Annotated in this window: 11 protein-coding genes and 1 pseudogene; 6 read left to right on the top strand and 6 right to left on the bottom strand. The window is 62.7% G+C overall.

Annotated features, from left to right (window positions below):
* Nucleotides 1–2: 2 nt before the first annotated feature.
* From Q4S45_RS19110 to rpmH, 6 genes and pseudogenes are all read right to left on the bottom strand, one after another.
* Nucleotides 3–830 carry an alpha/beta hydrolase gene (locus Q4S45_RS19110; RefSeq protein ID WP_305506992.1) on the bottom strand — a complete coding sequence of 276 codons (828 nt, stop codon included), beginning with the start codon at nucleotides 828–830 and terminating at the stop codon, nucleotides 3–5.
* Between the two features lie 89 nt (nucleotides 831–919).
* A complete protein-coding gene (mnmE, locus tag Q4S45_RS19115; protein ID WP_305506993.1) occupies nucleotides 920–2,299 on the bottom strand; it encodes a tRNA uridine-5-carboxymethylaminomethyl(34) synthesis GTPase MnmE in 1,380 nt (459 codons plus the stop codon).
* Between the two features lie 152 nt (nucleotides 2,300–2,451).
* Entirely contained in the window at nucleotides 2,452–4,158 is a 1,707-nt protein-coding gene (gene yidC, locus Q4S45_RS19120) for a membrane protein insertase YidC (protein WP_305506994.1), read from the bottom strand.
* Nucleotides 4,159–4,182: 24 nt separating this feature from the next.
* The gene (gene yidD / locus Q4S45_RS19125) at nucleotides 4,183–4,443 is read right to left on the bottom strand and encodes a membrane protein insertion efficiency factor YidD (protein WP_305506995.1); all 261 of its coding nucleotides are present in this window, start codon (nucleotides 4,441–4,443) and stop codon (nucleotides 4,183–4,185) included.
* Nucleotides 4,444–4,559: 116 nt separating this feature from the next.
* Nucleotides 4,560–4,826, bottom strand: a pseudogene (gene rnpA, locus Q4S45_RS19130) (ribonuclease P protein component); the annotation flags it as partial.
* Nucleotides 4,827–4,833: 7 nt separating this feature from the next.
* Nucleotides 4,834–4,968 (bottom strand): 50S ribosomal protein L34, encoded by a 135-nt coding sequence (rpmH, locus tag Q4S45_RS19135; protein ID WP_010401996.1) that lies wholly within the window; start codon nucleotides 4,966–4,968, stop codon nucleotides 4,834–4,836.
* Between the two features lie 397 nt (nucleotides 4,969–5,365).
* Between rpmH and dnaA the strand changes: the two genes are divergently transcribed.
* The 6 genes from dnaA (at nucleotide 5,366) to Q4S45_RS19165 (ending at nucleotide 14,362) form a co-directional block, all read left to right on the top strand.
* Nucleotides 5,366–6,754: a chromosomal replication initiator protein DnaA gene (gene dnaA, locus Q4S45_RS19140; protein ID WP_305506997.1), complete on the top strand. Its 1,389-nt coding sequence runs from the start codon at nucleotides 5,366–5,368 to the stop codon at nucleotides 6,752–6,754.
* Between the two features lie 209 nt (nucleotides 6,755–6,963).
* Nucleotides 6,964–8,070 carry a DNA polymerase III subunit beta gene (dnaN, locus tag Q4S45_RS19145; protein ID WP_305506998.1) on the top strand — a complete coding sequence of 369 codons (1,107 nt, stop codon included), beginning with the start codon at nucleotides 6,964–6,966 and terminating at the stop codon, nucleotides 8,068–8,070.
* A 127-nt stretch (nucleotides 8,071–8,197) separates the two neighbouring features.
* Nucleotides 8,198–10,693, top strand: a complete 2,496-nt coding sequence (gyrB, locus tag Q4S45_RS19150) for a DNA topoisomerase (ATP-hydrolyzing) subunit B (RefSeq protein WP_305506999.1) — start codon at nucleotides 8,198–8,200, stop codon at nucleotides 10,691–10,693.
* Nucleotides 10,694–11,378: 685 nt separating this feature from the next.
* Entirely contained in the window at nucleotides 11,379–12,572 is a 1,194-nt protein-coding gene (locus tag Q4S45_RS19155) for a TonB C-terminal domain-containing protein (protein WP_305507000.1), read from the top strand.
* 143 nt (nucleotides 12,573–12,715) lie between these two features.
* The gene (locus Q4S45_RS19160) at nucleotides 12,716–13,420 is read left to right on the top strand and encodes a hypothetical protein (RefSeq protein WP_305507001.1); all 705 of its coding nucleotides are present in this window, start codon (nucleotides 12,716–12,718) and stop codon (nucleotides 13,418–13,420) included.
* Nucleotides 13,421–13,600: 180 nt separating this feature from the next.
* Entirely contained in the window at nucleotides 13,601–14,362 is a 762-nt protein-coding gene (locus Q4S45_RS19165) for a peptidylprolyl isomerase (RefSeq protein ID WP_305507002.1), read from the top strand.
* The last annotated feature ends 123 nt before the right edge of the window (nucleotides 14,363–14,485 follow it).

Below are 14,485 nucleotides of genomic sequence, written 5' to 3' on the forward strand. Positions count from 1 at the left end.
GTTCAGGGCTGTAGCGTGGTGCGAAACGCCTTCAGCGCGGCAGGATGATAAATGGTCGCATGCGACTCGCCGGGCCAGTCCTGATAGTTGAACTTCAGACCAGGCCACCTTGAGAATCCCGCGCGCACGTCCGCGCCATCGATGACGGCCTGCCCATCCGCGCTGGTGGCGATGTACAGCGACTTGCCTGCCTTCAGATCCGTCGATGCGCCCACCACTCTCTTGGCGAGTGCGCCGCTATTCCACCACAAACTGGGGTCGATCGCGATGTAGACGTCGAACAGATCGGGCTCCATCACGAGAGTCTCCAGGACGAACAGGCCGGCCAGGGATTCGCCCACGATGGCCCTTTCCGACGTCACCGCATAGCGTTTCGCGATTTCCGGCATCAGCTCGGTGCGGAGGAACTTTCGAAAGGCCTGCGAGCCGCCCACGCGCGGCGCGATGCTGCGATCCTTGGCATTGTCGGTGGGGCCGGTCAAGTCGCGCCGGCGTTCGGTATTCTCGATCCCGACCAACAGGAATGGGCGGGTAGTGCCGTTCCCGGCGCCGACCTGCAGCAGGCCGGCGACGTGCAGGAAGTCTTCGAGCATGCCGCCGTCCGGCATATACATCACCGGCAGCGGCTTGCCGGCGCCAGGGCCGGCGGGCATGTACACGTTGATGCGCCGCTTCTCGCCAAGGACAGCGGAGTCGATCGTCCAGGTCGATCCGATCGATAATGCCTCGGCCTGGGAAGGCGCCGCGTGGCCCGTCACTGCGACCAGGGAACTCATGGCAAATCCGATCAGCGCAATGGCCACACGGCGGACATACGACGATTCGAGCATTCCAATCAAACGCATTCGTGACCTTTCGACGTTATTTTTTCGGCTCAGGATATCAGGAATCGAAAGCCCGGGGCCATATCCGGTGGACCTCACTTGCCGATGCAGAAGCGCCCGAAGATCACGCCGAGCAAATCGTCCGACGAGAACGCGCCCGTGATGCTCGACAGCTGCGCCTGCGCCAGCCGCAGTTCTTCGGCGAACAGGTCCAGCGACTGATCGGTCTGCGCTGCGTGCAGGGCGGCCAGGTCCAGGTGATCGCGCGCCGCGCGCAGCGCGATCAGGTGCCGTTCGCGCGCCAGGTACAGCGATTCGCCGGTCTGCTGCCAGCCGGCGATGCGCAACAGTTCGGCGCGCAGCAGGTCGATGCCGATGTGTTCGTGCGCCGACAGGTACACGTTGACCGCGTCCGCCGCCGGATCGACCGCCGGCTTGTGCCCCGACAGGTCGATCTTGTTCCAGATGCGCAGCACCGGTACGCCGGCGGGGAATGCGGCGCCGATATGCTCGTCGGCGCCGGTCGGGCCGTAGCCCGCGTCCAGCAGGTGCAGGATCACGTCGGCCTTGCCCACTTCGCCCCAGGTGCGCTCGATGCCGATGCGCTCAACCTGATCGACCGCTTCGTCGATGGTGCGGATGCCGGCCGTGTCGATGATGTGCAGCGGGATGCCTTCGATCTGGATGGTCTCGGTCACCTTGTCGCGCGTGGTGCCTGCGATCGGCGTGACGATCGCCACGTCGGCGCCGGCCAGCGAATTGAGTAGCGAGGACTTGCCCACGTTCGGCTGCCCCACCAGCACCACGTTCAGTCCTTCGCGCAGAAGCGCGCCTTGGGCCGCCTGCTTGAACACCTTGTCGAGCGACCCGATGATGACGGCCAGCTGACCGCGCGCGTCGGATTTTTCGAGGAAGTCGATTTCCTCTTCCGGGAAATCGAGCGTCGCCTCGACCAGCATGCGCAGGTTGATGGTCTGCTCCACCAGCGTGTGGATGGTCTTCGAGAACGCGCCAGACAGCGATTGCGTCGCCGATTTGGCCGCTGCTTCTGTGGAGGCGTCGATCAGGTCGGCCACCGCCTCGGCCTGGGCCAGGTCCAGCTTGTCGTTCAGGTAGGCGCGGCGCGTGAATTCGCCTGGCTCGGCCAGGCGCAGGCCGGATTCCGCGCCGGCTTCCAGCACGCGCGCGAGCAGCATCTGCAGCACCACCGGGCCGCCGTGGCCCTGCAGTTCCAGCACGTCCTCGCCGGTGTACGAGTGCGGGCCGGCGAACACCACCGCGATGCCCTGGTCGATCACGCTGCCGTCGGCGGCCTTGAAGTCGGTGTAGGTGGCGTGGCGCGGCTTGAGCGCGGCGCCCGGGAACAGCGCGGCGATCAGCGGCGCAAGGTCCTTGCCGGATGCGCGTACCACGCCGATGCCGCCGCGGCCCGGTGCGGTGGCGATGGCTGCGATGGGAGAAGAGTCGAGTTTCATGGTCAGATTGTAGATGATTGGGATCAGGTCCGGCGGAGCGACGGGGACGCCGAGTCACCGCAGTGGAACGCGGCGTAAAAAAAGCCCGCGAATGTGCGGGCTTCTTCGTCGAAGATGGGGTCAGGTCCGCAGGACCAGACCCCGGGTATCGCTTACTTCGCCGGAGCGAATTTCTTCGTGATGACCCACTGCTGGCCGATCGACAGGATGTTGTTGACCACCCAGTACAGCACCAGGCCGGACGGGAAGAAGAAGAACATCAGCGAGAAGATCAGCGGCATCCACATCATCATCTTGGCCTGCATCGGATCGGCAGGCGCAGGATTGAGCTTGGTGGTGATGAACATCGAGATCGCGTACAGCACCGGCAGGATGATCCATGGATCATGCTGCGACAAGTCCTGGATCCAGCCGAACCATGGCGCGCCGCGGAATTCGACCGACGCCTGCAGCACCCAGTACAGCGCGATAAACACCGGCATCTGCACCAGGATCGGCAGGCAGCCGCCCAGCGGGTTGATCTTCTCGGTCTTGTACAGCTCCATCGTGGCCTGGTTCATCTTGGCCGGATCGTTCTTGTAGCGCTCGCGGATCGCCTGCATCTTCGGCGTCACCAGCTTGACCTTGGCCATGCTCCGGTAACCGGCGGCCGACAGCGGGAAGAACGCCAGCTTGATCAGGATCGTGAAGGCGATGATGGTCCAGCCCCAGTTACCCAGCACGTTGTGCAGCTGGTTGATCACCCAGAAAATCGGCTTGGCGATGATCGTCAGGAAGCCATAGTCCTTGACCAGGTCGAGGCCAGGCGCGACGCTTTCGAGCAGCTTCTCGTCCTGCGGGCCCGAATACAGCTTGGCGTTATTGCTGACCGTGGCGCCCGGCGCGATGGTGCCCAGCGGCTGGATCGTGCTGATCGCGTAGCGGTTGGTGTCGACCTTGGCGGTCTCGATCGTGCGCGGCGTGTTCGGCTGCGGCACGAAGGCCGACACGAAGAAGTGCTGCGAAATGGCGATCCAGCCGTCGTTCGACTTGGTCGCGTGTTCGGCGTGGCCGTTCTTCTCGATCTTGGCGAAGTCCAGCTTCTGGTACTTCTCTTCCGGCGTGTACAGGGTCGGGCCGGTGTAGCTGCTGTTGAAGTACGAGTCGCCTTCCGGCTTGTTACCGTCATGCAGAAGACGCAGGTACAGCGACGGCGCAACCGGCGCCGCGCCGACGTTGGTCACGTCGTGGCGCAGGTCGATCACGTACGAACCCTTGTGGAAGGTGTAGGTCTTGGTCAGCTTGACGCCGCCCTGCTCGGACTCGAGAACCAGCTGCACTTCGTTGGCGCCATCGATCACGCGCGCGCCAGGCTTGGCGGTAAACATGGTGTTGTGATTCGGGATGGCTGCGGCGCCGGTCAGGCCGGTCTGCGCCAAGTACTGGTGGCTCGCGCCTTCGTCGAACAGCACCTCGTTCTGGGTGTTGTCGGCACGAGGCTTGCACGCTTCGAACAGGCCGAAGCAGCCACCGAACCAGCCCGGATGGCCGGCCTTCTTAAACTTCAGCAGCTCGAGGCGGCGCACGACGCCGCCGGCGGTGTCGATGTCGGCCTTCAGCACGTCGGTGGTGATGGTGATGACTTCGCGCTTGGCTGGCTCCACTGCGGCCGGGGCGCCCGGCACGGCTGGCGCACCAGGAACGGCTGCCGTTGGCACGGCCGGCGCGGCGGTGCTGCCGGCAGGCGCCTGCGCGACCTTGGCCGGCGTGCGCGGACCGAAGAAGGACTGCCCGCCGTTCGCCACCATCCAGTCGTTCCACAGAACGAACAGCGAGACGGCGAACACGATCCACATGATGGTACGTTTATTGATTTCCATTGAGGTATTAGTCAGCAGTTAGATTCAGGGGTGGTGGCAACCGCAAGCGGTTGTGGAGTCGTGTTCGCCGCGCGCCGGCGGCACCAGGTCAACGCCGCCTTCGTTCCACGGATGGCATTTGCAGACGCGGCGCAGCGACAGCAGCGAGCCGCGGGCGGCGCCGTGCACGCGCAGCGCCTCGATCGCATAGCTCGAGCAGCTTGGGTAAAAGCGGCAGTTCTGGCCCAGCATCGGTGACAGTATCAGCTGATACATCCGCATGACCCAGATAAGCAGGCGGCTCATGGCGCCGGCGCCTTCTTCATTTGCGAAGCGAACAGGCGCGAGATTTCGACGCGGATGGCTGCCTTCAGCGCCGCGTTGGTGGCCGGGCCGTCCTTGGCGTTGACCGGACGGGCCAGGCGCACGATGCAGTCGAGCGCCGGCAGCGCCGACACGCGAAACAGTTCGCGGGTGACGCGTTTGATCGTGTTGCGCGTGACGGCGCGCGGCGCGAATCGCTTGGCCACAACGACGCCCAGCCGCGCATGCGGCAGTTCGGTGGGGCGGGTGTAGAGCACGAAATGCGCCGTTTTTTGCGCCGGGCGCAAACGAAAAACGGATGAAAATTCATCCGTTTTAACGATGCGACGAACGCGCGCGAAGTCGTGTGAACCTTCGCTTGTCATGCGAGGCTTAGACAGCCAGGCGTTTGCGGCCCTTGGCGCGGCGAGCGTTCAGGACATCGCGGCCGCCACGGGTAGCCATACGAGCGCGGAAGCCGTGCGTGCGCTTGCGACGAACGACGGAAGGTTGGTAAGTACGTTTCATGGAGTTCTCGCTTAAAGCAAAATAAAATGCAAAATCGGGTCTGACGTCCCGTCAGTTTGGGCGCAAATGACATTTCGCAGATGGTTAAGCCAGCGACACGCCATAGCAAACTACTCTTGTTGCCCGGAATACGGGCGGGGAACCCTGAATTAGACAGCATTTCGACCCGCCGTGTCAAGGCTGGCGTGGTTTTTCTTCCTGCGCCGCGGGCGGAGTCCGGGGTCTGGTCCCGCGGACCCGACCCCATTTTGATCTTGCCATTCTGGCCTCCGAGACAACAAAAATAAGCGCAGCACCTGTGGATAACTTTGCCGGTCGCAGGTAGAATAGCGCGTTACGTGTGGCGCACGTCCGGGGCGGAACCGCCCTCCACACCTCAATTATCACAAGACGATTCATGGAAAATTTCTGGCAGACCTGTTCCGCGCAGTTGGAACTGGAGCTGACACCGCAACAATTCAGTGCGTGGATCAAGCCGCTCGTCGCCCTCGACTACGAGGACGGCCGCTTGCGCATTGCCGCACCCAATCGCTTCAAGCTCGATTGGGTGAAGACGCAATTCGCCACCCGCATCACTGCCCTCGCCGCCCAGTACTGGGAAGCGCCGATCGAAGTCCAGTTCGTGCTCGACCCGAAGAACGCGCTGCCGAAGAAAGTGGCTGGCGCCGTACCTGCGCCGCAATCGAACGGCATGCAGGGAGATCCGCGCGACGCCGCTCCGGTTGCGCCGGCGCCGGACAACATCGCCAATTCGCCGCGCCGCGAGCAAAGCCGCATCAACACCGACCTGACGTTCGACAGCTTCGTGACCGGTAAGGCCAACCAGCTGGCGCGCGCCGCCGCGATCCAGGTGGCGAACAATCCGGGCGTGTCGTACAACCCGCTGTTCTTCTACGGCGGCGTGGGCCTCGGCAAGACCCACCTGATCCACGCGATCGGCAACCAGGTGATGGCAGACCAGCCGGGCGCGCGCATCCGCTACATCCACGCCGAGCAGTATGTGCGCGACGTGGTGACGGCGTACCAGCGCAAGGGCTTCGACGACTTCAAGCACTACTACCACTCGCTCGACATGCTGCTGATCGACGATATTCAGTTCTTCGGCGGGAAGAGCCGCACGCAGGAAGAGTTCTTCTATGCGTTCGAGGCGCTGATCGCGGCGAAGAAGCAGATCATCATCACCAGCGACACGTATCCGAAAGAGATCACGGGCATGGACGACCGCCTGATCTCGCGCTTCGACTCCGGCCTGACGGTGGCCATCGAGCCGCCGGAGCTGGAGATGCGGGTGGCGATTCTGCTGAAAAAAGCCAATTCGGAAGGCGTGAATTTTTCGGACGACGTGGCGTTCTTCGTGGCCAAGCACCTGCGCTCGAACGTGCGCGAGCTCGAAGGCGCGCTGCGCAAGATCCTGGCGTACTCGCGCTTCCACGGCAAGGACATCACCATCGACGTGGTGAAGGAAGCGCTGAAGGACCTGCTGTCGGTGCAGAACCGCCAGATCTCGGTGGAGAACATCCAGAAGACGGTCGCGGACTTCTTCAACATCAAGGTCGCCGACATGTACTCGAAGCGCCGGCCGGCCAACATCGCGCGGCCGCGCCAGATCGCGATGTACCTGGCGAAGGAGCTGACGCAAAAGAGCCTGCCGGAGATCGGCGAACTGTTTGGCGGACGCGATCACACCACCGTGCTGCACGCGGTGCGCAAGATCGCGCTGGACCGCACCAAGAACGCCGAGTGCAACCACGAGCTGCACGTGCTGGAGCAGACGCTGAAAGGCTGATGAAGTTAGGGGTCTGGTCCTGCGGACCTGACCCCATCTTTGAAGTCGCAAATGGGGTCAGGTCCGCAGGACCAGACCCCCTATATTTAGCCACGGCAATTTCTGGCAAAATAGCAATGCAGAGACGGGCGCCCGCACGGCCCCGGGCAGTAACAAAAAAGTAATAAAAGCAGCAACCAGTATTTACGATCAACCTACCGAGGATAACTATGCAATTGGTCAAAACCACCCGAGATACCCTTCTCCGGCCACTGCAGATCGTGAGCGGTATTGTCGAGCGTCGGCACACTATGCCGATTCTGGCCAATATCCTCATCCGCAAGGACGGCGAAAGCGTCTCGTTCCTGTCGACCGACACCGAAGTGCAGATCACCACGCACGCCCAGATCGGCTCGGGCGCCGAGGTCGCCGGCACCACCGTCGCCGCGCGCAAGCTGCTCGACATCCTGCGCGCGCTGCCTGAATCGGGCGACGTCACGATGACGCTGCTGAACAAGCGCCTGACCGTGCAGACCGGTAAATCGCGCTTCGCGCTGCAGACGCTGGCGGCCGAGGAATTCCCGACCGTGTCGGTCGCGGACACCTACAACGCCACCGTCACGCTGCCGCAGAAGACGCTCAAGCACCTGTTCCAGATGGTGCACTTCTCGATGGCGCAGCAGGACATCCGCTACTACCTGAACGGCCTGCTGCTGGTGCTCGACGGCCGCAACGTCATCGCCGTGGCGACCGACGGCCACCGCCTGGCGTTCTGCCAGGTCGAGACCGAGCAGGAATTCACGCGCCAGGAAGTGATCATCCCGCGCAAGACCATCATCGAACTTCAGCGCCTGCTGGAAGAGAGCGACGAGACGGTCCAGCTGGATATCGCCGCGAGCCAGGTCAAGCTGACCTTCGCCGACATCGAACTGGTGTCCAAGCTGGTCGAGGGCAAATTCCCCGACTACACGCGCGTGATCCCGAAGGGCTACAAGAACGACTTCACGATCGGCCGCGACGAATTGCTGCGTTCCCTGCAGCGCGCCGCGATCATGACGAGCGATAAATTCAAGGGCGTCCGTTGCATCATCACGCCGGGCAGCATGAAGATCAGCTCGACCAACGCCGACCAGGAAGAAGCGGTTGAAGAACTCGAGATCGACTACGGCGGCGACTCGGTCGACATCGGCTTCAACGTCACCTACCTGCTCGACGTGCTGAATAATTTGAAGTGCGACCAGATCAACATCGCGCTGGGCGATTCCAATTCGTCGGCGCTGATTTCGATTCCGGACAACGCCGACTTCAAGTACGTCGTCATGCCGATGCGGATTTAAAGCACAGCCGGCAGCATCGGGGTCTGGTCCTGCGGACCTGACCCCATCTTGATTCGGAAAATGGGGTCAGGTCCGCAGGACCAGACCCCGCGATACATTCAGTAGTCGATTTTTGAGAAAGCAGTCCATGTCCGAGAACACACCACCAGCAGTCCCCGCGAAAGAGCAAGAGTACGGCGCCGCCCAGATTCAAATCCTGGAAGGTCTGGAAGCGGTGCGCAAACGCCCGGGCATGTACATTGGCGACACCTCGGACGGCACAGGCCTGCACCACCTGGTGTTCGAAGTGCTGGACAACTCGATCGACGAATCGCTGGCCGGCCACTGCACCGAGATCCACGTCACGATCCACTCGGACAACTCGATCTCGATCACCGACAACGGCCGCGGCGTGCCGACCGGCCTGAAGATGGACGACAAACACGATCCGAAGCGCTCGGCCGCTGAAATCGTCATGACCGAGCTGCACGCCGGCGGCAAGTTCGACCAGAACTCGTACAAAGTGTCGGGCGGCCTGCACGGCGTGGGCGTGTCGTGCGTGAACGCGCTGTCCAAGCTGCTCAAGCTGACCATCCGCCGCGACGGCAAAGTGCACCAGATGGAATTCGTGCGCGGCGTTCCGCAGAACCGCGAAATCGAAATGCGCGACGGCGTCGCCGTATCCCCGATCAAGGTGGTCGGCGAGACCGACAAGCGCGGCACCGACGTCCACTTCTGGGCCGACGAAGAGATCTTCAACCACGTCGAATTCCACTACGAGATCCTGGCCAAGCGTATTCGCGAACTGTCGTTCCTGAATAACGGCGTCAACATCAAGCTGACCGACCAGCGCAACGGCAAGGAAGAAATCTTCGCGTTCGAAGGCGGCACCCGCGGCTTCGTCGAATACATCAACAAGGCCAAGACGGTGCTGCACCCGACCGTGTTCCAGGCGACCGGCGAGCGCCAGTCCGACCAGAACACCACCATTTCGGTGGACGTGTCGATGCAGTGGAACGACGCCTACAACGAGCAGGTGCTGTGCTTCACCAACAACATCCCGCAGCGCGACGGTGGCACCCACCTGACCGGCCTGCGCGCGGCGATGACGCGCGTGATCAACAAGTACATCGAAGAGAACGAATTCGCCAAGAAGGCCAAGGTGGAAGTGTCCGGCGACGACATGCGCGAAGGCCTGACCTGCGTGCTGTCGGTGAAAGTGCCGGAGCCGAAATTCAGCTCCCAGACCAAGGACAAGCTGGTGTCGTCGGAAGTGCGCGGCCCGGTCGAAGAGATCGTCGCCAAGACGCTGTCGGACTATCTGGCCGAAAAGCCGAACGACGCCAAGATCATCTGCGGGAAGATCGTCGAAGCCGCGCGTGCGCGCGAGGCCGCCCGCAAGGCGCGCGACCTGACCCGCCGCAAAGGCGTGATGGACGGCCTGGGCCTGTCCGCTAAGCTGGCCGACTGCCAGGAAAAGGATCCCGCGCTGTCCGAACTGTACATCGTCGAGGGTGACTCCGCAGGCGGCTCGGCCAAGCAAGGGCGCGACCGCAAGTTCCAGGCGATCCTGCCGCTGCGCGGTAAAGTGCTGAACGTTGAAAAGGCGCGCTTCGAAAAGATGCTGTCGTCGGAGCAGATCACCACGCTGATCGCCACGCTCGGTACTTCGATTGGTCCGGACGAATTCAACGTCGACAAGCTGCGCTATCACCGCATCATCATCATGACCGATGCGGACGTCGACGGCGCCCACATCCGCACGCTGCTCCTGACGCTGTTCTACCGCCAGATGCCGCAGCTGGTCGAGCGCGGCCACATCTACATCGCGCAGCCGCCGCTGTACAAGGTCAAGGCCGGCCGCGACGAGCGCTATTTGAAGGACGACGTCGAAGAAGCGAGCTACATGATGACGGTGGCGCTGAACACCGCGTCGCTGACGCCGCGCGACGGCGCCGATCCGATCAGCGGCGAAGCGCTGGCCGAACTGGTACGCACCTTCAACCTGTCGAACGCGATCATGATGCGCCTGACGCGCGTGATCGACCGCGCCGCGCTGACCGCCATCATGACCGGCGTGACGCTGCAACTGGACACGCTGGACAACGCGGAGGTGTCGGCCAAGGCGATGGAAGCTGCGATCGACGACCGCGCCGTGAAGGTATCGGTGCGTTCGGACGACCTCAATGAAAAGCACATGCTGCGCATCGAGCGTATGCACCACGGGAACGTGCGTGTGAGCTCGATCGATGCGGACTTCGTCCAGGGCGCCGATTACGCCGTTCTGGCTGCGGGCGCAGCGACCTTCAAGGGCCTGATCGGCGAAGGTGCGTTCATCCGCCGCGGCGAAGGCGACCGCGTGAAGGAATCGGCTGTGGACGACTTCCACCACGCGATGCAGTGGCTGCGCGACGAAGCCGAGCGCACCGTGTCGAAGCAGCGCTACAAAGGGCTGGGCGAGATGAATCCGGAGCAGCTGTGGGAAACCACGATGGATCCGACCGTGCGCCGCCTGCTGAAGGTGCAGATCGAAGACGCGATTGCCGCGGACCAGATCTTCACTACGCTGATGGGTGATGAGGTTGAGCCGCGTCGTAACTTTATTGAGTCGAACGCGCTGCGCGCCGGAAATATCGACGTCTAAGCTGGCCTGGGGTCTGGTCCCGCGGACCTGACCCCGTCTTGTTCGCCGCCGCAGTTAGCACCGAAAGGCCAATCGTTCGATTGGCCTTTTCGTTTTGGGCGATCAGTGGCTCTTGTCAGTGTGATAGCATCGGTTCTCTTCGATGATTCGACCGCCCATTTTCAATCTACTGCATTGTTTCAATGGCTTCCAATCCGATACATTCCGCGCAGATAAATAACGATGAAGTTCTGAAAGAGCTGACTTCTGGCCGGCGCGAAGGGTTTGGAATTTGAGTGCGGCTCTCCTCAGTCCGCGCGACCCTCGGCGATTGAGCACGGCGCTGGTGCTCTCGTTGATAGCGCACTCGCTGCTGTTGAGCATAGTGCTAGGCGGCCAGACGTTCGGCCTTCCTCGCTTCGACTTCCCCTGGAAAGAGCGACGCCTGAGCGCCAATGATTTGCGCATTCTTCTTGCGCCGGTGCCCCCCATTGAGACGGTTTCAGCGCCGGCGCCTGCAGACACTATGCTTCCAGAACCCATGCACGCGCTGCCCACGCCAGTGCAACCGCCTGTGGTCGCGAGCACCCCAACATCCATGTCGCTGCCACCTCCCGCAGCGACGCCGAATGACGCTGCTGCCATCCCGCCGGCCGCTCCTGCTGCTCCCCCGGAGCCAGTCGCGGCCTCGCGAGAACGGCCAGTCGTGGACCTGCCGATCGCACCAGACGCGCCACGGGTCAGGGCGCCCGCAACCTCCGCGCCGAGCAGCACGACTATCCCAAACAGTGAGATAGCCGGTCCTCGCGACGCCGTCGATGCCGCTCAAAAGCATGCCGACCAGGAAGCGCGGACAGCGGAGCAGGCCAGGCTGGAGCGGCAGAGTGCGGAACTGTTGCGAAAAGCAGAGCTGAAGGCGCAGGCTCTGCGTGAAGCATCGCGGCAAGAGCAGCTGCGCCAGGAGGCCGCAATCGCCGAGCAGAAAGCCAGGGACGAAGCGGCACGACTGGAGAAGGATCGTCTGGAGCTTACTCGGCAGGAAGGGCTGCGACGAGAGGCTTTGCAGAAAGAGATGGCAAGGCAAGCGCAAATGGATGCAGCGAAGCAGGCGCAATTGGAATCCGCTAAGCGAGCGCAGCTGGAAGCGACTCGTCAGGCGCAATTGGAAGCTGCAAAACAGGCACAGCTAGAGGCGGCGAAACAAGCACAGTTAGAGATAGCGCGGAACGCCCAGCTGGAAGCGACCCGCCGAGCGCAACTGGAAGCCGCAAAACAGACGCAGCTGGAAGCAACTCGGCAGGCCCAACAGGAAGCCGCGCGACAAGACGCATTAAGGCAAGAGGCTGCACGGCGAGATGCCGCAAAGCAGGAAGCAGCGCGGCAGGAATTCGCCGCCAAGGAACAAGCGCAGCGCGAGCGAGCCGAGCAGGAGGCGCAGCGTGAGGAGCGGCTGCGTGCGATCGGCAGGCAACTAAATGCAGAAGCGGCCCAGCGCGACGCCGCGTCAAATCCCCCGTCACGCTCGCTGCTGCCCGGCATGAGCAGCCTCCGCCGCGGATGGCTCCTCGGACGCGCCGATCCAAACGCCGATCTCGTCCTCTACGCAGAAGCCATGGGCCGGAAGATCCAGACAAACATGACGACGTTCGAGATGGTGCGCGAGGCGGTAAAACAGCCTCACACCCAACCGATCGTGACGGTGGCAATCCGTGCCGATGGCTCCGTCGAGAAGGTGACGTTCGTGGTCTCCAGCGGCGTTGCTGCAATCGACGACGCGATACGAAAAGTGGTGGCCAGCCAGGCGCCCTACGGCGCATTCCCGCCGGTCCTGGCGCGCCAGTACGACGTGATCGAGATTCGCCGCACATGGATATTCGATGTGGCGATCCGCTTGCAGTAAGTCCTGGCGACGTCGCGGGCGCCGACCAAAATGGGGTCAGGTCCGCAGGACCAGACCCCGCGCTGGCGCGCCAGTCTGCGACAATACTAAAATCGACCGCCCGCGATCTGCCCGAGCACTCATCACCCCCAAGAAAGTTCACCATGACATCAGCGAAGCTCCCGCAGCGCGCCACCACCGCCGAAACCTGCCAATGGCTTGGCGAACAAACCGGCACGCAGTGGAACCTCGCGCGCCTGCTCGAACATGGTTTGACGCCCTACGTCTGGGTCGATTACTCGGACGAATATGCCGACCTGTTCGCCGAAGGCATCACCGGTTACTCCGCGCCGGTCGTCTACATCGAAGATACCAAGCGCCTGGCCGCCGGCAGCGACGATGTGCTGATCCGCTTCACGCGCGACTCCGACCGGATCGCCATCAAGCTGAAGGAACCGGGCATGCGCATGCCGCTCGATGCGGTACGTTTCTTCCAGCGCGATATCGAGCAACTGGCCGGCGCCCTGCTCAACCCGCCAGCGCCCGAGACTCCGCCCGCGCCGAAGGAAAGTTTGAAAGGGATTAGCAAGGAGCAAGTGCTGATCGTTTTCGGCGGCATGGCAAAGGTCGACCTGGAAAAAGCATTAGCCGGCGGCATCAGCATTTTCGGCGACGACTGCGCCCGAGTCCGGAAGAATTCCCGCGGCGGGAAAAATACGCACCTGTGGAATCCGGTGACGCTCGCCCTTGGCCTGAATGACGTGTACCGTGTGCCGATGCGGTCCCTGAAGAAAGCCTTCGCCACGCAGCCGCAGTTGATCGAATGGCGCGCCGCCTGGCTCGAGTCGTTGCGCTTGCTGGGCGAATAAGCCGACGCGTCGTACCAGCGGAGGCTGGTACCCATGCTGAGCGGATTATGCAGGTAAAGCAATCTCACTATGGGTACCAGCCTCCGCTGGTACGACAATCCCGCATTTCCCAGCGTGATTGCAATTCGCACGCGACCGTATACGCTGAGACTTGGTTCGAAGCGAAACGGGGGAGGCATCATGTCAGCCATTGTGCGCATTGACGACGAAGTCATCGGCACCGACGATTTCATCCGTACGCTCAAGCTGAGCGGACAGTTCGAGGGACTCATCGAGCAGCTGGTGCGCGACAAGCTGACCGTGCGCGCCGCCAAGAAACAGGGCCTGCAGCTGGCGCCCGACGACGTCCAGGAGCGCGCCGATCAGTTCCGCCGCACGCTGGGTCTGCACCGCGCCGCCGACATGAACCACTACCTCGACACCCTCGGCGTGTCCCTCGACGAATTCGAAACCTTCATCACCGACGGCCTGTACCAGGAAAAGATGATGGCCGAGGTGTGCAGCGAAAAGGCCGTCGAACAATATTTCAAGCTGAACTCGCCGAAGTTCGACAGCGTCGAGGTCAGCCACATCGTGCTTGACACCGACGGCAAGGCCAAGGAGATGATGTCGGCGCTGACCGACGACCCCGACAGTTTCGCCGAGATGGCGCGCGAACATTCGATGGGCGACGCTCGCGAGCGCGGCGGCGTGATCGGCAAGGTGCTGCGCGGCTCGCTCAAGCCGGACATCGAGGCGCGCGTGTTCAACGCCGCCGTCGGCGAGCCGCTCGGCCCCTTTCCCTCGCCCGACAAGTCCTTCTACGAAATCTTCACGGTCAACGCGAAATATCCCGCCACGCTCGACGAGGACACCGCCACCGAAATCCGCCGCCTGCTGCGCGAAGGCTGGCTGGTCGCGCGCGCGCAGGAACACATCATCGAGGCCTTGCCGCCGCGATAGGGCGAACTTCCGTCCAGCGCCAGCGTCGAACAATGTGGAATGAGGGGTCAGACCCTGGTGTTTCTTTTGGGGGGTCTGATCCCGGTTCGCAGTCGCCAACGCAAACCGGGGTCGGACCCCCTA

The sequence above is a fragment of the Massilia sp. R2A-15 genome, from assembly GCF_030704305.1.
Classification (GTDB): domain Bacteria; phylum Pseudomonadota; class Gammaproteobacteria; order Burkholderiales; family Burkholderiaceae_D; genus JAFCUW01.

Bases quoted from the DNA above. Each gene is read 5' to 3' on its own strand.
- Q4S45_RS19110 (WP_305506992.1), bottom strand. From the start codon at position 830: ATGCTCGAATCGTCGTATGTCCGCCGTGTGGCCATTGCGCTGATCGGA.
- mnmE (WP_305506993.1), bottom strand. From the start codon at position 2,299: ATGAAACTCGACTCTTCTCCCATCGCAGCCATCGCCACCGCACCGGGC.
- yidC (WP_305506994.1), bottom strand. From the start codon at position 4,158: ATGGAAATCAATAAACGTACCATCATGTGGATCGTGTTCGCCGTCTCG.
- yidD (WP_305506995.1), bottom strand. From the start codon at position 4,443: ATGAGCCGCCTGCTTATCTGGGTCATGCGGATGTATCAGCTGATACTG.
- rpmH (WP_010401996.1), bottom strand. From the start codon at position 4,968: ATGAAACGTACTTACCAACCTTCCGTCGTTCGTCGCAAGCGCACGCAC.
- dnaA (WP_305506997.1), top strand. From the start codon at position 5,366: ATGGAAAATTTCTGGCAGACCTGTTCCGCGCAGTTGGAACTGGAGCTG.
- dnaN (WP_305506998.1), top strand. From the start codon at position 6,964: ATGCAATTGGTCAAAACCACCCGAGATACCCTTCTCCGGCCACTGCAG.
- gyrB (WP_305506999.1), top strand. From the start codon at position 8,198: ATGTCCGAGAACACACCACCAGCAGTCCCCGCGAAAGAGCAAGAGTAC.
- Q4S45_RS19160 (WP_305507001.1), top strand. From the start codon at position 12,716: ATGACATCAGCGAAGCTCCCGCAGCGCGCCACCACCGCCGAAACCTGC.
- Q4S45_RS19165 (WP_305507002.1), top strand. From the start codon at position 13,601: ATGTCAGCCATTGTGCGCATTGACGACGAAGTCATCGGCACCGACGAT.